Genomic DNA, 21,855 nt, shown 5'->3' on the forward strand with positions numbered 1-21,855 from the left:
CTCTTTAAGCGCATTTGCCAGCTCTTGCCCACGTTCTATCGCGCTGCGATAACCTGGCCAGAGCAAAGTCACCCTCCTAGACGAGTCCTTTCCTGGTACTCCGTTGTCGTTAGCGCTCCTGTTAACGCGGATGCTTGCATCCCGAACAAAGACAAGAGCCATGACTACCCTTATCTCTACCCAAGCATTACAGCTGGATACCCACGACGGTTTCCTCTTCAATGAACTCGCCTTTACCTTGCGCCAGGGCGACCGCATCGGCCTGATCGGCCACAATGGCTGCGGCAAATCCACCTTGCTCGGCTTGCTCAGCGGCACGCGGGAAGCCACCGCCGGCACCATCCACTATGCCCGTGCCTGCCGCTTGCAGCACGTGGAGCAGCACTTGCCGCCGGAACTTGCCAGCCTGAGCCTGTACGACGCCTTGCTGGCGCCCGTGCTGGACCAGCCCGAGCTGCATTGGAGGATCGACAGCCTGCTGGCCGAGCTGGGCTTCGATCTTGATACGGCGCAAGTGCCCGTGCATTCCTTGTCCGGCGGCCAGCACACGCGCTTGCTGCTGGGGCGCGCCCTGCTGCAGGAGCCGAACGTGCTGCTGCTCGATGAGCCGAGCAATCACCTGGACTTGCCGTCGCTGCTGTGGCTGGAGCAATTCCTGCTCGCATGGCGCGGCGCCTTCATCCTCGTCTCGCACGACCAGCGCCTGCTCGACAACGTGGCCACGCGCAGCTGGATCTTGCGCGATAGCCGCCTCTACGATTTTGACTTGCCCTGCGGCCCCGCGCTGGCGGCGCTGGTCGAGATGGACGCGGCCGCCGCCGCCAGGCATGCGGCCGAACAGAAGGAAATCGACCGTTTGTCCGCCAGCAGCGCCCGCCTGGCCCTGTGGGGCCGCACCTATGACAATGAAGATCTGGCGCGCAAGGCCAAGACCATGCAGCGGCGCATCGACAAATTGAAGGATGCGCAATCGTTCGTCAGCGATGGCGCGCCCTGGCGTTTGAGCCTGCGCGGCAAGGCGCTGGCGGCCGACCAGCTGCTGGCGCTCGACGGGCTCGACGTGCGTGCCGTGCCGGCCTCTCCCGTGCTGTTCCAGGCTGGCCCGCTGTGGCTCAAGCCTGGCGACAGGGTCGCCTTGCTGGGCGCCAACGGCAGCGGCAAGTCGTCCTTGCTGCGCCTGTGCTGGCAAGCGATCCAGGCGCAGGACGAGCGGCCCGACCTGCGCTACCACCGCGCCGCCAGCATCGGCTATTACGACCAGTCGCTCAGGCAGCTGGCCGATACGGCCGACCTGTCCGATGCCTTGTATCCGTTTGCCGTGCAGAACGAGGCGGCGCGCAGCCAGGTGGCGCGCAGGCAGGCCTTGATTGCGGCCGGTTTCCCGTATGCGCGCCATGGCCAGACGGTGGCGACGCTGAGCGGCGGCGAGCGGGCGCGGCTGCTGTTCCTGGGACTGTCGCTGGCCAGCTACCACCTGCTGCTGCTCGATGAACCGAGCAATCACCTGGACATGCAGGGCAAGGCGGAGCTGGGGCAAGCCTTGCGCGGCTTTGCGGGCGGCTGCCTGCTGGTATCGCACGACCGCGACCTGATCGAGACGGCCTGCAACCGTTTTTGGGTGGTGGCCGACGGCCGGCTGGAAGAGTGGCCGGACGCGGCCAGCGCGTATGCACGGCTGAGCGAGGAAGACGGGCAGGCGCCGGCACCGGTGGCGCGGGGGGAAAGCGCATCGCTTGCGCCAGCGCAAACTGATGTAGATCAACAGCTGGAACGCTTGTGCGAACTGGAGCAATTGCTGGCGGAAGACCAGGCGAGAAAGCCGCGCCACCAGAAGCGGGCCAGCCAGCAGGCGTGGCAGGCGGAGCTGGAGCGGTTGAATCAATCGCTGGGGATAACGTCGTAGTTATCCACCGGACATGAAAAAGCGGACCGAGGTCCGCTTTTTTTTTTAGTTACCCGTCGCCACAGGCCGCGCCGGATCCGCGCACCATTCGCTCCACGAACCCGGATACAGGGCCGCGCCGCTTAAACCGGCCACTTCCAGGGCCAGCAGGTTGTGGCAGGCCGTCACGCCGGAGCCGCACTGCATGATGGCCGCTTGCGGTGCATCAAACAGGGCGCTGAAATCGCGCCGCAGTTCTTCCGCGCTTTTAAAGCGGCCATCGGCTTGCAAATTATCCTTGAAGAAACGGTTTTTCGCACCGGGGATATGGCCGCCCACGGGATCGATGGTTTCGTTTTCGCCCCGGTAACGGTCGGGGGCGCGCGCGTCGATCACCGTCAAGGCTTGCGTTTCCAGGTTGGCGACGATGTCTTGCACGCTGACCGTGCGCACCAGGCTGGCTTTTTCCGTGAGCTTGCCGACCGGGCGCGGTGCCACGGGCGTGACCAAGGGTAAACCTTGCGCCTGCCACGCGGCCAGGCCGCCGTCGAGCACGGCCACATTCGGATGGCCGAGCCAGCGCAGCAGCCACCACAAACGGGCGGCGAACATGCCGCCCTGGCCGTCGTAGGCCACCACTTGCGTGTCGTCATCGATGCCCCAGCCGCGCAGGGTGGCCAGCAGGGTGTTGCGGTCGGGCAAGGGATGCCGTCCCGTAAAGTCCGGGCCACGCGCCGTCTTGGGGCCGGACAGGGCCGTGTCGATGTCGGCGAACTGCGCGTTCTGGATATGCCCGGCGGCAAACGCGTCGCTGCCGGCCGTGGGGTTGAGCAAGTCGTGGCGGCAATCGAGGATGACCCAGCCGCTGTCATGCAGGTGGTCGGCCAGTTCGCTGGCCTGTAACAAGGTGGTGTACATCGGGAACGCTCCTTTACACTTCGCTGGCGATGGGATCCGTGCGCGCGATCGCCGCGCCACGGGCCGTGTTGCGGGTATTGTAATAGGTTGCCGCGATGCCCGAGGCGAGGATGATGCCGATGCCGGCCCAGCCGTGCCAGTCGAACAGGTCGCCGAAGATCACCACGCCCCAGAAGCTGGAAAAGACGATGCCTGTATATTGCAAATTGGCAACAACGAGGGTCTTGCCCAGGCGGTAGGCGCGCGTCATGGCCATCTGTGCCATGGTGGCGCACAGGCCGATGGCGGCCAGCAAGCCGATGCCGTAGGCGCTCGTGTGCGCATGCCAGACGACGGGGCCGCCGCCGGCGCTGGCCACGTGGCCGATCACGCCGGCGAGGAAATTGACGACCGAGAAATAGAACACGACGCGGTATTCGGGCTCGCCCAGCAAGCCCAGCTTGCGCACCTGCAAGTAGGCGAGGGCGGACAGCATGCCGGAAATCAAGGCCGTGATGGCACCGGCCGCCTGCTCCGTCTCGAACACGGGCTGCAGCAGCAAGGTCACGCCGACAAAGCTCATGGCAATCGCCGCCACCAGCGGCCATTCGACCTGCTGCATGCCCTTGAACCAGCCGCCCGCGAGCAGGATCACGGCGATCCAGATGGGCGCCATATAGTTCAGGGTCATGGCCGTGGCCAGCGGCAGGATGGCGATGGCATAAAACCACAGCCACAGGGCGATCACGCCCACCACGCCGCGCCACAGATGCTGGCCCGGCATCGTGGTTCTGAAGCTGCCGCCCTGGTACAGAATCGTGCAGCTCATGACGAGCATGCCGATGATGCCGCGATACATGACGATTTCGGAGGTCGAATACAGATCCGACGCCAATTTGACGCACACGCCCATGATGGCGAACATGAAACTGGCAAACAGCATCCACAACGATTGCATTGGATTCCCGGGAAATGAAAGGATAAAAAAAGGGCCGCGCAATGCGGCCCTTCTGCTAATTACAGTTCGATATTGTTGCGGTACCACTCGTGGAAATGCTGCATGCCATCTTCCATCGGCGATTGGTAAGGGCCCACTTCGTTCACGCCGCGCGCCATCAGGACCTTGCGGCCCGCATCCATGCGCTGGGCGATTTCATCGTCCTCGACGCAGGTTTCCATGTAGGCGGCCCGTTCCGCCTCGACGAGTTCACGCTCGAACAGCACGATTTCTTCGGGGTAATAGAACTCGACCACGTTGCGCGTCTTTTGCGGACCATCGGGCCACAGCGTGGAGACGACGAGCACGTGCGGGTACCATTCGACCATGATGTTCGGATACAGGGTCAGCCAGATGGCGCCGTACGGCGGCGGTTCGCCGCCGCGGAATTGCAGCACCTGTTCCTGCCATTTCTTGTAGGCGGGCGAGCCGGCCTGCTGCAGGCCGCGGTGCACGCCCACGGTCTGCACGCTGTAATCCTTGCCGAATTCCCAGCGCAGGTCGTCGCAGCTGACAAAGCTGCCCAGGCCCGGATGGAACGGTTCGACGTGATAATCCTCGAGGTAGACTTCGATGAAGGTCTTCCAGTTGTAGTCGCACTCGTGGATTTCCACGTGGTCGAACATATAGCCGGAAAAGTCGAGGTCTTTCGAGACGGACAAATCTTTCAATTTTTCCATCACGTTGTAGCCATTTTGCTCGAACAGCAAGCCATTCCAGCTTTGCAGCGGCGTCTTCGACAGGTTCAGGCACGGCGTCTCGGGGAAATGCGGCGCGCCGATCAGTTCGCCCTTGAGGTCGTAGGTCCAGCGGTGCAGCGGGCACACGATGTGGTTCGCATTGCCGCGGCCGTTGAACATCAGCGCCTGCCGGTGGCGGCACACGTTGGACAGCACTTCGATGCCATTGGCGTTGCGCACGAGCATGCGCCCTTCGTTCTCAGACGCCAGGGTCGCAAAATCGCCGGTTTCCGGCACCATCAGCGCATGCCCGACATAGCGCGGGCCGGCCTGGAACAATTGCTGCATTTCACGCTGCAGTAGCGTTTCGTCAAAATAGACGTGGACCGGAAGTTGCGCGTTTGAGCGCGCCAGCTTGGCGTGAGTAGCCAGATCGGACATCCCAACCCCCCATAAATGTACAACGGTCAGCAGTGCCCCAGGCCATTCCCTGGGCAACCGCTACAGAGAGAAAGAATCCGCAAAGACCTGAATTCAAAATTGTTGAAACGGTATTTCGGACAGAACCGGCGATTATAGCGCGGATCGGCCTCGGCATTGCCAAAACTCCCGGCAAATGGGTACTTTCATGAGAAACGCTGTCATTTGCCGTGCAATTTCAGGAAGATGGGGGCGATTGCGCTAAAATCCACGGGCAGGCTGGCAACGTCCCCTTCTTTGAGCGCGCCGATTGCGCTTTAGTTTTCACTTAATAGTGTGGTTTGTTCTAAAATAACGCTTCTATGCTGGCCGGGAGTCCCCGGCGTCTCCCTACAAGCCCCTCGTGCCACGAAGAGATCTGAGTTTATGTCGAAGAAATTAACTGCCGCTGCCGCAGCGCCGGCCTCGTTTGAAGAGGCGATGGCGGAACTGGCGCAGCTGGTAACGCAAATGGAAGCGGGCCAGTTGCCGCTGGAAGCATCGGTCGCGGCCTACCAGCGCGGCTCGGAACTGGTCAAGTATTGCGCTACCCAGCTCGATAGCGTCGAAGCGCAGGTGAAAGTACTGGAAGGCGACATGCTCAAACCGTTCGTCGATGCCGGCGAGGCCGCGCAATGATGGCCAGCGTACAAGATAACACCGGCGTGACCTTCGGCGACTGGATGCAAGCGACCCAGGCCGGCGTGGAAGGCCGGCTCGACCAGTTCCTGCCGGCGGCGGACGTGGTGCCGCACAAGCTGCACGCGGCCATGCGCTATGCGCTCCTGGGCGGTGGCAAGCGCGTGCGCCCGCTGCTGGTGATGGCGGCCGGCGAGCTGTTTGATGCCGATCAAGATACCCTTGCGCGCGCGGCCTGTGCGCTGGAAATGATCCACGTGTATTCGCTCGTGCACGACGACATGCCGTGCATGGATGACGATGCCTTGCGCCGTGGCAAACCCACCGTGCACATCGCCTACGATGAAGCGACGGCCCTGCTGGTCGGCGACGCGCTGCAATCGCAGGCCTTCATGCTGCTGGCCGACGGCGCGGCGATTCCTCCCGCGCGGCAGATGGCGATGATCCGGCTGCTGGCGCACGCGTCCGGCTCGGCAGGCATGTGCGGCGGCCAGGCGATCGACCTCGACAGCGTCGGCCTGGCCTTGACCCTGCCGCAGCTGGAACAGATGCATCAACTCAAGACGGGCGCCCTGCTGCGCGCGGCCGTGATCCTCGGCGCGCTGGCGGGCAAGGACTTGACGGCGGACGAGATGACGGCGCTGAACGCCTATGCGCGCGCCGTCGGCCTGGCCTTCCAGGTGGTCGACGACGTGCTCGACGCGACGGCCGATTCGGCCACCCTGGGCAAGACGGCAGGCAAGGATGCGGCGGCCAACAAGCCCACTTACGTATCGATACTGGGGCTGGAACCATCGCGGGCCCTGGCAGAACAATTGCGGTGCGACGCCCATGCGGCGCTGGCGCCATTCGGGGACAAGGCACGCCGCCTGCGCGAGCTGGCAGACCTGGTCGTGCAGCGGAAGGCTTAAATGAAACTGTTAGAAACCATCAATGAACCAGCGCAAGTGCGCAAGCTGGCCCGCTCGCAACTGGTGCCGCTGGCCCAGGAATTGCGCAGCTTCCTGCTCGACTCCGTTTCCAAGACGGGCGGCCATTTGTCGTCCAACCTGGGCACGGTCGAGCTGACCGTCGCGCTGCACTACGTGTTCAACACGCCGCACGACCGCATCGTGTGGGACGTGGGCCACCAGACCTATTCGCACAAGATTTTGACGGGCCGGCGCGAGCGCATGCATACCTTGCGCCAGAAGGATGGCATTTCCGGCTTCCCGAAACGCGACGAAAGCGAATACGACACGTTCGGCACGGCGCACTCGTCGACGTCCATTTCCGCCGCGCTGGGCATGGCGCAGGCCGCCAAGATCAAGGGCGACCCGCTGCACGCGATCGCCGTGATCGGCGACGGTTCGATGACGGCCGGCATGGCCTTCGAGGCGATGAACAATGCGGGCGTGCAGGAAGACGTCAATTTGCTGGTGATCCTGAACGACAACGACATGTCGATCTCGCCGCCCGTGGGCGCGCTGAACCGCCACCTGGCGCGGCTGATGTCGGGCCAGTTCTATGCGGCGGCCAAGAATGTCGGCAAGTCGGTGCTGCCCGGCCCCGTGCTGGAATTGGCGAAGCGCTTTGAAGAGCACGCCAAGGGCATGGTCGTGCCCGCCACCATGTTCGAGGAATTCGGTTTCAATTATATCGGCCCCATCGACGGCCACGACCTCGATTCGCTGATCCCGACCTTGCAAAATATCAAGCAATTGAAGGGGCCGCAATTCCTGCACGTGGTGACCAAGAAGGGGCAGGGCTACAAGCTGGCCGAGGCGGAACCGATCCTGTACCACGGCACGCCGAAGTTCAATCCCTTGGAAGGCATCAAGCCGGCCAGCGCGCCGGGCAAGATGACGTACACGGAAGTGTTCGGCAACTGGCTGTGCGACATGGCCGCCCACGACAAGCGCCTGGTGGGCATCACGCCGGCCATGCGCGAAGGCTCGGGCATGGTCAAGTTCGAACAGCAATTTCCGAACCGCTACTTTGACGTCGGCATCGCCGAGCAGCATTCCGTGACCTTCGGCGCCGGCCTGGCCTGCGAAGGCTTGAAACCCGTCGTGGCCATCTATTCGACCTTTTTGCAGCGCGCCTACGACCAGCTGATCCACGACGTGGCCCTGCAAAACCTGGACGTGACGTTCGCGCTGGACCGCGCCGGCCTGGTGGGCGCCGACGGCGCCACGCACGCGGGCAACTACGACATGGCGTTTTTGCGCTGCATCCCGAACATGGTCGTCATGGCCGCGTCCGACGAAAACGAATGCCGCCAGATGCTGACAACGGGCTACCATTATCCGGGCCCGGCCGCTATCCGCTATCCGCGCGGCGCCGGTGCGGGCGCGGCCATCGTGCCGGAATTGACCAGCATCGAGATCGGCAAGGGCGAACTCAAGCGCCAGGGCAAGCGCATCGCCATCCTGGCCTTCGGCTCGATGGTGGCACCGAGCGTGGCGGCCGGTGACAAGCTCGACGCGACGGTGGCCAATATGCGCTTCGTCAAGCCGCTCGACGTGGCACTGGTGAAGCAGCTTGCTGCCGAGCATGATTACCTGGTGACGGTGGAAGAGGGCTGCATCATGGGCGGCGCCGGTTCGGCCGTGGCCGAGGCGCTGGCGGCGGAAGGGATCGTCAAGCCTATCCTGATGCTGGGCTTGCCCGACACCTTCATCGACCATGGCGACCCCGTGCAACTGCTGAAAAGCGTGGGCCTCGATGCCAGCGGCATCGTCGCCTCGATCGAGCAGCGCTTCCCGGCCGCCGGTCCGCGCCTGGCCATGGTCAGCTAAGCTTGTTTGTACGCATGAAAGCGGCACTGCGGTGCCGCTTTTTTTTCGTCGATGGCCTATTTACATTGCACTGCAACATTTTTCGCCCGGGAATGCTACGATGACGCTTTGATACCTTCTCAAAGTTCACCTTGCATTTCAGGAAACTCCACCGCCGTGCGCGCGCACTGGCCGGCCGCTGGCTGACGGGCTTGCACGCCTATACCGACACCCTGGCGCAGCGCCGTCCCCTGTGGATGGTCAGCCTGGCCATCGACGAAACGAATCTGTCCGAAGGCTTGCGCGCCGCCTGCGCCTCGAGCGCCATGCTGCTGCTGGGCCTGCTGTTCGACCACCCCGATTTTTCCTGGGCCGCCATCGGCGCCTTCTGGACTTGCCTGGCCGACGCGGCCGGCACGCGGCGCATGCGTTTTGTGTCGATGCTGGGCTTCGGCCTGCTGTCGACGGTGGCCGGCGGCTTGGCCGCGCTGGCGGCCGGCCATGGCCTGGCGACGGCGGCCATCGCCGTGCTGCTGTTTTCCTGGGCCGGCGCGCTGGCGCGCATCTGGGGCGCGGCCACGGCGCAAGTGGCCATCCTGGCGGCCACGGCCTGTGTCGTCATGGTCACGCATCCGCTCGAGTCGCTGACGCAGAGCGCGCCTTTCCTCGGCCTCTACATGGTCGGCTGCCTGTTTGCCACCGTGCTCAGTTTTACGGTATGGCGCATCCACCCGTTCGGCCCCAGCAGGCGCGCCATCCGCGCCGCATATTCGCGCCTGGCCGGCATTGCGCGCGACAATGCGCGTTTTCTCGAACGCGATGTGGCGCAGGCGGGCGTTGCCGCGCATGGTGCCAGCTACCGTTCGCAGGCGCGCGCCGCGCTGGAAGCGGCGCGCGTGGCGCTGGCCGCCGTGCCGCCGTCGCGCGCTGGCCGCAGCGCCCTGTACGACAACCTGCTGCTGGCGCTCAGCGACGCCGAGCGCATCTTCGCCTACCTGATCGCCGTCACGCATACCTGCGAGCGCGAACAGCAGCGGCTGCGCCAGGACGCGCGCGCGCGGCGCAGCCTGGAAGTGATGGCCGTGCTGCTGCGCCGCCTGGGGCAGGCCGTGCAGCGCCGGCCGGAAACGCCGCCTTTGGCCCTGCAGCGCCGCCTGGCCGCCTGCGGACGGCGCCTGGAAGCGGCGCTGGGCGCCTTGCTGCCGCTGCGCCTGAACGTGGAATTCATGGACCTGGGCATGCCGCGCGCGACGCAGCTGCCGTGGCGCGAGGCGGCCCTGCTGGCGTTGGGGCAGGCGTGGCAAATCGTCAAGGTCAACGCCACGCCGCAGTCGCTGAGCTGGCGCCATGCGGCGCGCGTGTCGCTGGCGACGACGGCCGGCTTCCTGCTGGTCGAGGCGCTGCACATCCCGTTCGGCTACTGGGCCACCATGGCCACCTTGTTGATATTGCAGCCGTCCGTGTCGAGCACCTGGCCGCGCGGCATCGAACGCGTGGCCGGCAGCGTGCTGGGCGCCGCGCTGGCCGTGCTGATCGGCCTGGCGGTACACACGCCGCTGGGCATCTCGCTGGTGGTGTTTCCCCTGATCGTCGCCACCATGGCCTTGCGCCGCGTCAGCTACAGCCTGCACGTGCTGTTCATGACGCCGGCCTTCGTGCTGGTGGCCGACTATGCGATGCCGGCCAGCGAGATGGCGTATGCCGCGAGCCGCCTGGGCAACAATGTGCTCGGCTGCGTGCTGGCCCTGCTGGCCACGTTCTTCCTGTGGCCCGACCGCGAAGCGGATGACCTGGACCAGCGCCTGGCGCAAGCCGTGTCGGCCAACCTGAAGTACCTGCTGGCCGTGCTGGCGGCCGGTGGTAAATGGGATAGCGCGATCGCGCGCCTGCGCCGCGAGGCGGGGCTGGCCAGCAATAACGCGGAACAGGTACTGCAGCGCCTGCGCATCGAGCGCCGCCTGGACCGCAGCAGCGGCGTGGGCCTGGCGGCGCTGCGCACCTTGCCGCTGCTGCGCCGCGTGGCGGGCAGCACGGCGCGCATCAGCCTGAGTCCCCAGGCCGAGCCGGCCACGCCCGAGCTGCAGCGCTGGAGCGCCGCCGTCAGCGCCGAGATCGACGCGCTGCTGCGCGGCGAATCGGGCACGCCGTCGCCCGCGCCCTGCGGCAGCGAGGGCTTGACGGCCCTGCAAGCCGATGCCGTGGCCCAGGTGCAGCTGCTGCGCGGCTTGCTGCGCGAGCATGTGCATGCGCAGCCGCAGCCAGCCAGCGCGCCGGGCTAGGCCGGGGACGTGGTGCGGATGCAACAGGGCGCCATGATTTTTTTACCAGTGTCAAAAAACCGGGGATCTTGGTTTTCCTGCATTGCCAATGTAAATAGTAATGGTTATCATTTGCAACTGGCAGCATGAGAAGGCGACACTGGCAGCGCGGGTGAAGGACGGCATCATGAGACTGCCTTTTCCTATCCGCAGTTGCAAGGTGTCCATGTCTTCCATTCTTACCGTGCGCCAGTCCGTACTGGCCATCGGCCTGGCCTTTGGCGCCAGCGCCGCCACGCCATTGCTCCTTGCCGCGGAGGCCGGCACTGAAGAGTCCATGCCGCAGGTGCTGCCCGAAGTGCGCACGCAGGCCGAACGTGTCTCCGTGGGCGAACAGCGCCTGGACAAGCGCCAGATCGAGGCCATGAATGGCGTCGACGGCAATCTCACGAGTTTGCTGCGCATCAACCCCAGCGTGCAATTCGATAACAAGCAGCAATCTTCCGTCAGCCAGGGCGAGCTCGCGCCGGCCGACATCAGTATCAACGGTGCCAAGTTCTACGACAATCTGTACCAGATCGATGGCATGGCGTTCAACAACGATATCGGTCCCGCCAGCAATGGCAGCAACGCCAATGTCTCGCCACCATCGGCCAGCCAGGGCTTTGCCATCGATACCAGCCTGCTGTGCGACGTGACGGTGCTCGACTCGAACATCGGCGCCGAATATGGCCGCTTCAAGGGCGGTGTCGTACAAGCCAATACCTGCGCCCCCACGCGCAAGCTGGCCGGCCAGGTCTCGGTCGAAAGCACGCGCTCGGCATGGATGCAATACAAGCTCAGCGACAGCCAGAAGGACAGCGCCGCCGAATCGGCGTCGGCCGCGCTGCAGCCCGCATTCGAGAAATGGACCTACCGCGCCGCGCTGCAGGGCAAGGTGACCGAGGATTTCAGCCTGATCGGCAGCTTTATCCGCAAGACCTCGGAAATTCCCCTGCAGGGCTATGCCAACGGCATGCAAAGCGCGGGCGACGCCAACCGCAAGGTGCAAAAGCGCGGCAGCGACAATGCCTTCGTGCGCGGTTTCTGGACCATCCGCCCCGGCGTGCTGGCCGACTTTTCCCTCATGCACGCGCCATCGGACGGCGACTATTTCATTGCCAGCGCCCGGAACAGCAACTTCCGCCTGAAAAGCGGCGGCCATGGCGTCAACCTGGGACTGACCCATCCGCTGCCGCTGCTGGGCAAGGCCACGGTCGAACACCGCCTGAGCTGGAAGACCATGGACAGCTCGCGCAGCGCGGATGAGAGTGTCTGGAAACTGTGGCGCTACTCGAGCGACAAGAACTGGGGCGTCAAGACGGGGACTGGCACCTCGGGATGGAACAGCGCTGAAGGCGGCTGGGGCGACGTCGACCAGCAACAGGAAAATACCGAGTACCAGGGCAAGCTGAAGTGGGAGCCGCTCGACCTGCTGGGCGCCGCGCACACCTTGCAGGCCGGCGTGGAACTGGGCACGCAACGTTCCAGCTACCGCCGCAACACACGCTATGAACAGTACATCGGCTCGCTCAACACCCATACCTGCGCTATGCTCGGCGGCGGGATCGATACGCAGTTTTGCTCCCTGGGCACGCCCTGGAATGCGGCCTCGAACGTGCGCGGCCAGTACCTGGCGTCGCGCATCATTTTTTATGCGGGCGCCTATGAACTGAGCAACAAGACGCGCGGCGCCTTCCTGCAGGATGACGTCCGGGCGGGCGACGTGCGCGTGCGCCTGGGCGCGCGCTACGACAGCGACGAGCTGTCGCCGAAGTCGACCATCGCGCCGCGTTTGTCCGCCTTCTGGGATGTGGCGGGCAAGGGCACGACGCAGCTGGAGGTGGGCGCCAACCGCTACTATGGCCGCAATTTCTTTGAATACTATGCCAGGTCGAAACGTCTGGCGCTGCAGACCGCGCCGCAAACGCGAACCCTGTCGGGCGGCTTGCTGAAGGATTGGGCGGCGCCCGTGATGGCCTCGAACGGGAGCTGGCTCAAGCTGGGCGACATGAAGGTGCCGTACACGGATGAAACAATGCTGGGCATCAGCCAGCAATGGGGCGGCGTGCAGTGGAGCGCCAAGCGCGTGCTGCGCGAAGGCCGCGACGAGATGGTGTACCACGTGGTGTCGGCCGCCAATTTCTACTGGGATAACGTGGGCCGCAGCGACAGCAAGGTGTGGACCCTGGCGGCCGAAACGCTGCGCCCCTTGCGCTGGGGCGCGTCGGCCACGCGCGTGCAGTTCGGCTATGACCACACGCGCACCACCAGCACGCATGCCGATTACGACGACAGCCTGAGCGACCTGGCGGGCGACCTGGACGACTATATCTATTTCCAGGGCAAGTTCATGCGCTGGGCCGAGCGCCCGGCCAATAATTACAACCGGCCATGGACGGCGCGCCTGCTGCTGTCGACCGACGTGCCCGCCTACCGCCTGAAGGTGGATAACTTCCTGCGCATGCGGGGACCGGAAACGGGCATGGTGACGACGGGCGAGGCCAAGCTGTTCGAGGGGGGCGTGGCCACCGTCTTCAAGGACATTACGGTGGGCAAGTCGATCACCTGGGACTTGCGCGTGCAATACGCGCTGCCGAAGACGGGGCCGGGCGAGGGCTTTGTGAACCTGGGCATCGAGAACGTCAGCAACCGCGGCAATCCCCTGTTCAATGCCAGCAACGAGGCGGTGTACGAAAAAGGCCGCCAGTTCACGCTGGAACTCGGTTACCGTTTCTAATGAATTGATCGGCAGGCGCATGAATATGGCATCCCACCTGAAAAAAACCTCTGTCGCCGTGGCCGCCGTGCTGGCGGGCGGCGCCCTGTTGCTCAGCCTTGATGGCCAGGCGCGCGAAGGCGCGCCATCCGCCAGTGATCCTTGCGCTGGCGCAAGCGGCTGGAACCTGGCCTGTCTGCGCCAGACGTACGCGCAGCCGATCGCCGGCTGGCCCCGGCCGCAGGTGGCCGATGGCATCACGCCGCAGGAAATGGCGCCCGTCTCGGCCATGCCCGCGCCGCCCGTGGCGCCGGCCGTCGCGGCGCTGGGCCAGCGCCTGTTCAACGACCCGCGCCTGTCGCGCTCGAACGCGGTGGCTTGCCTCAGCTGCCACAGTCCGGCGCACAGCTTTGCCGACAGCAAGCGTGTTTCCGTCGGGCATGAAGGGCGGCAGGGCCAGCGCAATACGCCGGGCTTGCTGGGCGTGGCGCAGATCAAGCCGCTGTTCTGGGATGGCCGCGCCAGCACCCTGGAAGAGCAGGCGCTGGGTCCCTTGCAGCATCCGGACGAGATGGCCATGGACGTGCCGGCCCTGGCGGCCAAGCTGGCCGCGCTGGACGATTACCCGGCGCAATTCAATGCCGCTTTCGGCAAGAAAGAGGGCGTGACCCTGCCGCGCATCCTGACGGCGCTGGCCGACTACCAGCGCACCCTGCTGCCGCCCGTCACGCGCTTCGATACCTTCCTGGAGGGCGAACGCACGGCCCTGAACGACCGTGAACTGCTGGGCCTGCATTTGTTCCGCACCAAGGCGCGCTGCATGACCTGCCACAGCGGCGCCCTGCTGACGGACCAGCAATTCCACAACCTGGGACTGACGTATTACGGGCGCAAGAAATATGAAGACCTGGGGCGCTACCTGGTGACGGGCAAGGACGAGGACGTGGGCAAGTTCCGCACGCCGGGCTTGCGCGGCGTGGCGGAGTCGGGACCATGGATGCACAACGGCCTGTTCCCGCAGATGGTGGGTTTGCTGAACATGTACAACGCGGGCATGTCGCGCCCCGTGCCGCACAACGCGCAGCAGGCGGCCGATCCGAAGTTTCCCGTCACGTCGCCGCTGCTGCAGCCATTGCAGCTGACGTCGGCGGAAATCATCGCCCTGAAGAGTTTTCTGGAAGCCCTGTAGGCGCGGCGCGTCATGCAGGCCCGTGACCATTTGTCACTGCCTGTTTTACCCTCTGGTGCGGTCATGCCGCCACAGCACGTCGCTGCCGCCGGCAAAGCGGTTCAGCACGCGCGACAGCACGAACAGCAGGTCCGACAGGCGGTTCACGTACTGGCGCGGATGTTCGTGCAGGGGCTCCGCATTGGCCAGCGCGACGATGCTGCGCTCGGCGCGGCGGCACACGGTGCGGCACACGTGCGCCAGCGAGGCGGCGCGCGAGCCGGCCGGCAGGATGAATTCGGAGAGGGCCGGCAAGTCCGCATTGTATTTCGCCAAGAGCGCATCGAGGCGCAGCACATGCTCTTCCTTGATCAGCTGGTAGCCGGGGATGCAGATTTCCCCGCCCAGGTCGAACAGGTCGTGCTGGATGGCCACCAGTTCGTCGCGCAGGGCGTCGGGCATGGCTTCGCACAGCAGCAAGCCGATATTGGAATTGAGTTCGTCCACGTCGCCCATGGCGTGGATGCGCACGCTGTCCTTGCTGGTGCGGCTGCCGTCGCCCAGGCCGGTGCTGCCATTGTCGCCCGTGCGCGTGGCGATTTTCGAGAGTCGGTTGCCCATGATGCTGATCCTGTCAAAGAAGAATGGGGGCAGCATACGACACTGCGCGCCGCCTGGCGCCGGATTTGCCTGCAAATCGGACAAAAAATGCGCCGCGCGCCACTTTTGTGCTTACAATCATTGCACGCCCATGCATTTTTGCCCCCTTAAGTTGCCCTTTATGCTCAATGCCGCCCCCGAACCCGGATTGACCGCCGCCCGCCAGCAAGCCGTCGTCGCGGCCCTGCTGGCCGTGCTGCCGGCCCGCTGCGTGCTGTCCCACGCCGAAGATACGCGCCCCTACGAATGCGACGGCCTGGCCGCCTACCGCCAGTTGCCGATGGTGGTGACCTTGCCGGACACGGAGGAACAGGTCATCGCCATCCTCGGCGTCTGCCGCGAGTTGAACGTGCCGATCGTGCCGCGCGGCGCCGGCACCGGCTTGTCGGGCGGCGCCCTGCCCATCGCCGACGGCGTGGTGCTGTCGACGGCGCGCCTGAACCGCATCGTGCGCCTCGACGCCTATGCGCGCACGGCCGTGGTGCAGCCGGGCGTGCGCAACCTGGCCATTTCCGAGGCGGCCGCGCCCTACGCGCTGTATTACGCGCCCGACCCGTCATCGCAGATCGCCTGCAGCATCGGCGGCAACGTGGCGGAAAACTCGGGCGGCGTGCATTGCCTGAAATACGGCTTGACCGTGCACAATGTGCTGCGCGTGCGCGTCGTGACCATCGCTGGCGACGTGCTGGAACTGGGCGGCGAATGCCTGGACTCGCCCGGCCTCGACCTGCTGGCCGTCTTCATCGGCTCCGAGGGCATGCTGGGCATCGTCACGGAAGTGACGGTCAAACTGATACCGAAACCGGCCACGGCGCGTGTCATCATGGCTTCGTTCGGCGACGTCGTCACGGGCGGCAACGCCGTGGCCAATGTGATCGCCGCCGGCATCATCCCGGCCGGGCTGGAAATGATGGACCAGACGTCCTCGCGCATGGTCGAACCCTTCGTCAAGGCCGGCTACGACACCGATGCCGCCGCCATTTTGCTGTGCGAGGCCGATGGCACGCACGAAGAGGTGGAGGAAGAAATCGCCCGCATGACGGCCGTGCTGGAAGGGGCGGGCGCCAGCGCCATCGCCGTCTCGCAGTCGGAAGCGGAGCGCATGAAGTTCTGGTCCGGCCGCAAGAACGCGTTTCCGGCCGCCGGGCGCATCTCGCCCGATTACTACTGCATGGATGGCACCATCCCGCGAAAAAAACTGGCGGAAGTGCTGACCGGCATCGCCGCCATGGAAAAGACCTACGGCTTGCGCTGCGCCAACGTGTTCCACGCGGGCGACGGCAACCTGCACCCGCTGATCCTGTTCGACGCCAACATGCCCGGTGAATTTGAACGTGCCGAGGCATTCGGCGCCGACATCCTGGCCCTGTGCGTGGCCGTCGGCGGCACGATTACAGGCGAACATGGCGTGGGCATGGAAAAGATCAATTCCATGTGCGTGCAGTTTACGCGCGCCGAACTCGATGCCTTCTTTGCCGTCAAGCGCGCCTTCGATCCCCACACCCTGCTCAACCCGGACAAGGCCATCCCCACCTTGAACCGCTGCGCCGAATTCGGCAAGATGCACGTGACGGCGGGGCGGCTGCCGTTCGCCAACCTGCCCCGTTTTTAACCGCCGGAGACTCCTTTGCAAGCGATAGTGGAACAATTCAGGCAGCGCATCGTCGCTGCCAGCGCGTCGGGCAGCCCCTTGCGCCTGCGCGGCGGCGGCACGAAAGACTGGTATGGCCAGCAATTCGATGGCGAGGTGCTCGACACGCGCGCGTACGCGGGCATCATCGACTATGAACCGACGGAGCTGGTGATCACGGCCCGCTGCGGCACGCCGCTGGCGGACATTGAGGCGGCGCTGGCCGCGCGCAACCAGATGCTGGCCTTCGAGCCGCCGCATTTCGGCCCCGGCGCGACCGTGGGCGGCGTCGTCGCCTGCGCGCTGTCCGGCCCGCGCCGCGCCAGCGCGGGGGGCTTGCGCGATTTCGTGCTGGGCGCCGTGCTGATGGACGGCCACGGCGAACGCCTGGCCTTTGGCGGCCAGGTGATGAAAAACGTGGCCGGCTACGATGTCTCGCGCCTGCTGGCCGGGTCCATGGGCACGCTGGGCCTGATCCTGGAAGTGTCGCTCAAGGTGCTGCCGCTGCCGCTGCGCGAAGCGACGTTCCGCGTGGCCTGCGCGGAAATCGCCGCCTTGCGCCTGCTCAATGAATGGGCGGGCAAGCCGCTGCCGATTTCCGCCAGCTGCTGGCATGACGGCGTCCTGAGCGTGCGCCTGTCCGGCGCCGAGGCGGCCGTGTCGGCGGCCTTGCACGTGCTGGGCGGCGAGGTGCTGGCGCCCGGTGACGCGGCCGCCTTCTGGCTGTCCCTGCGCGAGCAGACGCACGCCTTTTTTGCGGGCGCGGGCAGCCTGTGGCGCCTGTCGCTGCCATCGCACGCCAGCGCCGTGATCCTGAAAGGGCGCCAGCTGGTCGAGTGGGGCGGCGCGCAGCGCTGGCTCAAGCTCGATGGCGATGCCGATGCGGCAGGCAGCCAGCGCATCCGCCAGGCCGTGGCCGCTCTCGGGGGCCACGCCACCCTGTTCCGCGGCGGCGACAAGGCTGTCGGCGTGTTTCATCCGCTGGCGCCGGCCGTCGAGCAAGTCCACCAGGGCCTGCGCCAGGCTTTCGACCCGGCCGGCATCTTCAACCCGCACCGAATGTATTGAGCGCGCATGCAAACCAATCTCGCCGATTTCATCAAGAACACGCCGGCAGGCGACGAAGCCGAAGCCATCCTGCGCGCCTGCGTGCATTGCGGCTTTTGCACGGCCACCTGCCCCACCTACCAGCTGCTGGGCGACGAGCTCGATGGCCCGCGCGGACGCATCTACCTGATCAAGCAGGTGCTCGAAGGCGCGCCCGTCACCAGCAAGACGCAGACCCACCTGGACCGCTGTCTGACCTGCCGCAACTGCGAGTCGACCTGTCCCTCGGGGGTGCAGTACGGGCGCCTGGTCGACATCGGCCGCAACGTCGTCGAGCAGCGCGTGCAGCGCCCCTTGCGCGAGCGCGCGCTGCGCTTCGCCCTGAAGGAAGCCTTGCCGCGCCGCTGGCTGTTTACGCCCGTGTACAAGGCGGGGCAGGCGCTGCGTCCCTTGCTGTCCAAAGGCTTGCAGGATAAATTGCGCCCGGGCGCCGCCGCCGGCGCATGGCCCGCGCGCCGGCACGCGCGCAGCATGCTGCTGCTCGACGGCTGCGTGCAGCCGGCCATGTCGCCGAACATCAACGCGGCCACGGCGCGCGTGCTCGACGCGCTGGGCGTGCAATTGATCGTCGCGCCGAAGGCCGGCTGCTGCGGCGCGCTGCGCCATCACCTGAACGACCAGGAGGCGGCGCTGGACGACATGCGCCGCAATATCGACGCCTGGTGGCCGTACGTCGACAGCGCGGAAGCCATCGTCATGACGGCCTCCGGCTGCGGCGCCACGGTGAAGGAATATGGCCACCTGCTGGCGCACGATGCGCAGTATGCGGAGAAGGCGCGCCGCATCGCGGCACTGACGCGCGATTTGTCCGAGATCATGCCGGCGTTCGAGGCGCAGCTGGTGGCGCTGCTGCAAGGGCGCATCGGCAAGAGGGTGGCATATCACCCGCCGTGCACCCTGCAGCACGGCCAGCAGGTGCGCGGCAAGGTCGAACAGGTGCTGCGCGCCGTCGGCGTCGACGTGCGCCTGTGCGCGGACAGCCATCTGTGCTGCGGTTCGGCCGGCACGTATTCGATCCTGCAGCCGGAATTGTCGCAGCAGCTGCGCGACAACAAGGTGGCGAACCTGGAAGCGTGCGAGCCGGAGATGATCGTGTCGGCCAATATCGGCTGCCTGAGCCATTTGCAGTCGGGCACGCAGACGCCCGTGCGGCACTGGATCGAGCTGATTGATTCGGCCTTGACGCCCGTCAAATAGGTACTTCGCTGTATTGCGCGATACGCCATTGCGGCGCGGGGATGAATTTATCCGCCCATTCCAGCACGGCGTCGGCCGGCATGGGGCGGGCGATGCCGTAGCCTTGTGCCAGGTCGCAGCCCAGCTGTATCAGGCGCGCGCCGTGCTCGATGCTTTCCACGCCTTCGGCGATCACCGTCAGCGAGAAGGAACGGGCCAGGCCGATCACGGCGCGCACCAGGTGCAGGTCGTCGCGGTCGTTGAGCATATTGCGCACGAAGCTCTGGTCGATCTTGACGATGTTCGCCGGCAGGCGTTTCAAGTACGACATCGAGGAATAGCCGGTGCCGAAATCGTCGAGCGCGAAGGTGATGCCCAGCGCCTGGCAGGCGCGGATGATGCGGCGCACGTGCTCGATGTCGTGCAGGGCCGACGATTCGAGGATTTCCAGTTCCAGCATGCTGGCGCGCACGCCGGGAAATTCACCGAGGATGGTTTTCAGCCGCGAGACGAAATCGGGCTGCTGGAAGTGGCGCGCCGCGATGTTGACGCTGACCACCCAGTGCTTGCCCGACGCGCTCCAGCGCTGCATCTGCCACAGGGCCTGGCGCAGCACCCATTCGCCGATGTCGATGATCAAATCGGTCTGTTCCACCAGGGACAGGAACTGCGCCGGCGCCAGCACGCCGCGGCGCGGGTGCTGCCAGCGCAGCAGCGCTTCCATGCCGACCACCGCGCCGGCGCGCATGTTCACCTTGGGCTGGTAGTACAGCCGCAGTTCGCCGTTGATCAGCGCCTGGCGCACTTCCGTGCGCTGGTTGTGGTGCGTGCGCACCTCTTCGTCGAGGTTAGTGTCGAAGAAGTGGTACTGGTTGCGCCCGGTCAATTTCGCCTGGTACACGGCGTGGTCGGCGTGGCGCAGCAGGCTTTCCGTATTCAAGTCCTTGCCCGCATACACGGCGATGCCGGCGCTGGCCGTCATGTGCAGCGCCTGCTGGTCGCACTGGTAGGGCCGGCTCAGCTCGCCCATCAGTTGCGTGACGTTCTGTTCGATGCTGGCGATGCTGGCCTGGCCGCACAGCAACATGACGAATTCATCGCCGCCCAGGCGCGCCGCATAGTGCACCTGTCCCGTAAAGCCGTGCAGGCGGCCGGCCACCTGCTTGAGGATTTCATCGCCCGCTTCGGCGCCGTAGCGGTCATTGATGGCCTGGAAGTGGTCGAGGTCGAACAGGCAGACGGCGAGCAGGCGCTGGCGTTCGCGCGCGAGGAAGAGTTCCTGTTCAAAGCGGGCGGCCAGCGCGGCGCGGTTGGGCAAGCCCGTCAGCACGTCGTTGTAGTTTTGCCACGACAGCTTTTGCAGCGCCTGCTGCATGTGCACGGTCTCGTTCAATTGTTCGCCCAGGCGCAGCTGGCTGGCCTGGAGCGAAGCCAGCAGTTCCTGGATGTCGCCGGCCATGCCGTTGAACGATTGCGACACCGCCTGCGCCTCGGGCGTGGCGCCGGCGGCCATGCGCACGGCGAAGTCACCGGCGCGGAAGCGGTCGCTCGCCAGCACCAGCCGCGCCAGCAGCTTACGGTGCGCGAGCAGTATCAGGCCCAGCAGCACGTAGATGAGGACGATATTGATGGCGCTCAGCATGGCCTGGTGGCGCACCGTCTGCCACACCTGCGTCAGGGCGCGGCCGGGCGTGTAATGCAGGTCGAGGATGCCGTCGTCGCCGCCGGGCAGGGCCACCGTCAGGCGGCTGCTGATGGCCGTGATGCCGGCCAGGCGCGCGAACCACTGCGGCACGCTGGCCGAGAAGTCATCGGCCAGCTGACTGTCGGCTAGCACTTCGATATGCTCGGAGGCGCTGTTCCAGCGCACGGAAGCGAGGCTGCGGTTGAGCGGCAGGGCGTTGCGCAAGGCCTGGCGCACGCTGTCCATATTCGTTTGCACGGCCAGCGGCAGGACGGTATTGGCCAGGTAGAGATTGAGTTGCCGCGCGTCGCGCTGGTAGCGCGAATTGGCCAGCGCCGCTTCCGTGTCGAGCAGGGCGTGATAGCGAATGGCGGTAACGGCGAGTATCAGGAAGAAAATAGGAATGAAAAGACGGGAATAAATGCCCATCCGCATCCAAGAAGAGATTATTTTCCCAAAAGCTGGCATCGTTTTCTGATCGACATTGGCGAATAATTATGCAAACATTATCACCGAAAAATTGCTGTTTGAAACACAATATTGATATCAGTCATGAAATAAATACAGATTTATTGATTTCACATGATTGTTGTTATTAATCAATCTATGCCGGATTTATTCCTGTAGCAATTTCTCTATGTCGTTTGCCAGCGTCGCCGGCTTGGCGGTCGTCGCATAACGGCGATATACGCTGCCGTCCTTGCGCACCAGGAATTTGGTGAAATTCCATTTGATCGCCTGCGTGCCCAATATGCCCGGTGCCGCCTGTTTTAACTGCGCAAACAAAGGATGGGCATGGCGGCCATTTACGTCGATCTTGGCGAACAGGGGAAAGCTGACGCCGAAGTTCTTTTCGCAAAAGGCGCCGATCTCTTCATTGGAAGCCGGTTCCTGGTGACGGAATTGATTGCAGGGAAAACCCAGGACGACCAGGCCGCGTTGCTGGAATTGCCGGTACAGCGCCTCCAGTCCCCGGTACTGGGGCGTAAAGCCGCAGGCGCTGGCTGTATTGACGATCAACAATACCTTGCCCTTGTATTGCGCCAGGTCGATGGGCCTGCCATCGAGGCTGTTTGCCTGGAAATCATGGATGCCCGCCAT

General features: G+C 64.9%; 16 protein-coding genes. 10 read left to right on the forward strand and 6 right to left on the reverse strand.

What is annotated here, in order from left to right; genetic code table 11:
- The first annotated feature begins 160 nt into the window (after window positions 1-160).
- Window positions 161-1,903, forward strand: a complete 1,743-nt coding sequence (locus AC3RCJ_RS05490) for an ABC-F family ATP-binding cassette domain-containing protein (RefSeq protein ID WP_492959775.1) — start codon at window positions 161-163, stop codon at window positions 1,901-1,903.
- A 45-nt stretch (window positions 1,904-1,948) separates the two neighbouring features.
- Here AC3RCJ_RS05490 and AC3RCJ_RS05495 read toward each other — a convergent pair whose 3' ends face one another.
- From AC3RCJ_RS05495 to AC3RCJ_RS05505, 3 genes are read right to left on the reverse strand one after another with little or no spacing between them, the layout of a single operon-like run.
- Window positions 1,949-2,800, reverse strand: coding sequence for a sulfurtransferase (locus tag AC3RCJ_RS05495; protein WP_492959773.1), 852 nt, complete (start codon window positions 2,798-2,800; stop codon window positions 1,949-1,951).
- A 13-nt stretch (window positions 2,801-2,813) separates the two neighbouring features.
- A complete protein-coding gene (locus AC3RCJ_RS05500) occupies window positions 2,814-3,737 on the reverse strand; it encodes a DMT family transporter (protein ID WP_492959771.1) in 924 nt (307 codons plus the stop codon).
- Window positions 3,738-3,796: 59 nt separating this feature from the next.
- On the reverse strand, window positions 3,797-4,897 hold the full coding sequence (locus tag AC3RCJ_RS05505; protein WP_492959769.1) for an aromatic ring-hydroxylating oxygenase subunit alpha: 1,101 nt from the start codon (window positions 4,895-4,897) through the stop codon (window positions 3,797-3,799).
- A gap of 405 nt (window positions 4,898-5,302) precedes the next feature.
- Between AC3RCJ_RS05505 and AC3RCJ_RS05510 the strand changes: the two genes are divergently transcribed.
- From AC3RCJ_RS05510 to AC3RCJ_RS05535, 6 genes are all read left to right on the forward strand, one after another.
- A complete protein-coding gene (locus AC3RCJ_RS05510) occupies window positions 5,303-5,554 on the forward strand; it encodes an exodeoxyribonuclease VII small subunit (protein ID WP_046683420.1) in 252 nt (83 codons plus the stop codon).
- A complete protein-coding gene (locus AC3RCJ_RS05515; protein ID WP_492959964.1) occupies window positions 5,554-6,465 on the forward strand; it encodes a polyprenyl synthetase family protein in 912 nt (303 codons plus the stop codon). The genes AC3RCJ_RS05510 and AC3RCJ_RS05515 overlap by 1 nt, the downstream gene beginning before the upstream one ends.
- Entirely contained in the window at window positions 6,466-8,334 is a 1,869-nt protein-coding gene (gene dxs, locus AC3RCJ_RS05520; protein ID WP_492959767.1) for a 1-deoxy-D-xylulose-5-phosphate synthase, read from the forward strand.
- 131 nt (window positions 8,335-8,465) lie between these two features.
- Complete coding sequence (locus tag AC3RCJ_RS05525; RefSeq protein ID WP_492959765.1) at window positions 8,466-10,592, forward strand: FUSC family protein; 2,127 nt, start codon at window positions 8,466-8,468, stop codon at window positions 10,590-10,592.
- A 205-nt stretch (window positions 10,593-10,797) separates the two neighbouring features.
- Window positions 10,798-13,350, forward strand: a complete 2,553-nt coding sequence (locus AC3RCJ_RS05530) for a TonB-dependent receptor plug domain-containing protein (RefSeq protein WP_492959763.1) — start codon at window positions 10,798-10,800, stop codon at window positions 13,348-13,350.
- A 19-nt stretch (window positions 13,351-13,369) separates the two neighbouring features.
- Window positions 13,370-14,518, forward strand: a complete 1,149-nt coding sequence (locus AC3RCJ_RS05535; protein WP_492959761.1) for a cytochrome-c peroxidase — start codon at window positions 13,370-13,372, stop codon at window positions 14,516-14,518.
- Window positions 14,519-14,563: 45 nt separating this feature from the next.
- Here the strand turns inward: AC3RCJ_RS05535 and AC3RCJ_RS05540 are convergent, their stop codons facing one another.
- Window positions 14,564-15,118, reverse strand: coding sequence for a cob(I)yrinic acid a,c-diamide adenosyltransferase (locus AC3RCJ_RS05540; RefSeq protein WP_492959759.1), 555 nt, complete (start codon window positions 15,116-15,118; stop codon window positions 14,564-14,566).
- A gap of 160 nt (window positions 15,119-15,278) precedes the next feature.
- Between AC3RCJ_RS05540 and AC3RCJ_RS05545 the strand changes: the two genes are divergently transcribed.
- From AC3RCJ_RS05545 to glcF, 3 genes are read left to right on the forward strand one after another with little or no spacing between them, the layout of a single operon-like run.
- Entirely contained in the window at window positions 15,279-16,769 is a 1,491-nt protein-coding gene (locus AC3RCJ_RS05545; RefSeq protein ID WP_492959757.1) for an FAD-linked oxidase C-terminal domain-containing protein, read from the forward strand.
- Between the two features lie 15 nt (window positions 16,770-16,784).
- Window positions 16,785-17,855, forward strand: a complete 1,071-nt coding sequence (gene glcE, locus AC3RCJ_RS05550; RefSeq protein WP_492959755.1) for a glycolate oxidase subunit GlcE — start codon at window positions 16,785-16,787, stop codon at window positions 17,853-17,855.
- Between the two features lie 6 nt (window positions 17,856-17,861).
- Window positions 17,862-19,091 (forward strand): glycolate oxidase subunit GlcF, encoded by a 1,230-nt coding sequence (gene glcF, locus AC3RCJ_RS05555; protein WP_492959753.1) that lies wholly within the window; start codon window positions 17,862-17,864, stop codon window positions 19,089-19,091.
- On the opposite strand, the gene AC3RCJ_RS05560 is transcribed toward glcF, so the two are convergent.
- Together AC3RCJ_RS05560 and AC3RCJ_RS05565 are read right to left on the reverse strand one after the other, a co-directional pair.
- Entirely contained in the window at window positions 19,084-21,183 is a 2,100-nt protein-coding gene (locus AC3RCJ_RS05560; protein ID WP_492959751.1) for a putative bifunctional diguanylate cyclase/phosphodiesterase, read from the reverse strand. The two genes, glcF and AC3RCJ_RS05560, sit on opposite strands and share 8 nt — an antisense overlap.
- Before the next feature lie 186 nt (window positions 21,184-21,369).
- Window positions 21,370-21,855 (reverse strand): glutathione peroxidase, encoded by a 486-nt coding sequence (locus AC3RCJ_RS05565; RefSeq protein ID WP_492959749.1) that lies wholly within the window; start codon window positions 21,853-21,855, stop codon window positions 21,370-21,372.

Source organism: Janthinobacterium sp. GW822-FHT07H11, from assembly GCF_058798615.1.

What these genes read in the sequence shown, in the direction of transcription:
- AC3RCJ_RS05510 (WP_046683420.1), top strand. Translation starts at nt 5,303, where the DNA reads ATGTCGAAGAAATTAACTGCCGCTGCCGCAGCGCCGGCCTCGTTTGAA.
- AC3RCJ_RS05530 (WP_492959763.1), top strand. Translation starts at nt 10,798, where the DNA reads ATGTCTTCCATTCTTACCGTGCGCCAGTCCGTACTGGCCATCGGCCTG.
- AC3RCJ_RS05505 (WP_492959769.1), bottom strand. Translation starts at nt 4,897, where the DNA reads ATGTCCGATCTGGCTACTCACGCCAAGCTGGCGCGCTCAAACGCGCAA.
- glcF (WP_492959753.1), top strand. Translation starts at nt 17,862, where the DNA reads ATGCAAACCAATCTCGCCGATTTCATCAAGAACACGCCGGCAGGCGAC.
- dxs (WP_492959767.1), top strand. Translation starts at nt 6,466, where the DNA reads ATGAAACTGTTAGAAACCATCAATGAACCAGCGCAAGTGCGCAAGCTG.
- AC3RCJ_RS05565 (WP_492959749.1), bottom strand. Translation starts at nt 21,855, where the DNA reads ATGGCGGGCATCCATGATTTCCAGGCAAACAGCCTCGATGGCAGGCCC.
- AC3RCJ_RS05540 (WP_492959759.1), bottom strand. Translation starts at nt 15,118, where the DNA reads ATGGGCAACCGACTCTCGAAAATCGCCACGCGCACGGGCGACAATGGC.
- AC3RCJ_RS05500 (WP_492959771.1), bottom strand. Translation starts at nt 3,737, where the DNA reads ATGCAATCGTTGTGGATGCTGTTTGCCAGTTTCATGTTCGCCATCATG.
- AC3RCJ_RS05535 (WP_492959761.1), top strand. Translation starts at nt 13,370, where the DNA reads ATGAATATGGCATCCCACCTGAAAAAAACCTCTGTCGCCGTGGCCGCC.
- AC3RCJ_RS05490 (WP_492959775.1), top strand. Translation starts at nt 161, where the DNA reads ATGACTACCCTTATCTCTACCCAAGCATTACAGCTGGATACCCACGAC.
- AC3RCJ_RS05560 (WP_492959751.1), bottom strand. Translation starts at nt 21,183, where the DNA reads ATGGGCATTTATTCCCGTCTTTTCATTCCTATTTTCTTCCTGATACTC.
- AC3RCJ_RS05515 (WP_492959964.1), top strand. Translation starts at nt 5,554, where the DNA reads ATGGCCAGCGTACAAGATAACACCGGCGTGACCTTCGGCGACTGGATG.
- AC3RCJ_RS05495 (WP_492959773.1), bottom strand. Translation starts at nt 2,800, where the DNA reads ATGTACACCACCTTGTTACAGGCCAGCGAACTGGCCGACCACCTGCAT.
- AC3RCJ_RS05545 (WP_492959757.1), top strand. Translation starts at nt 15,279, where the DNA reads ATGCTCAATGCCGCCCCCGAACCCGGATTGACCGCCGCCCGCCAGCAA.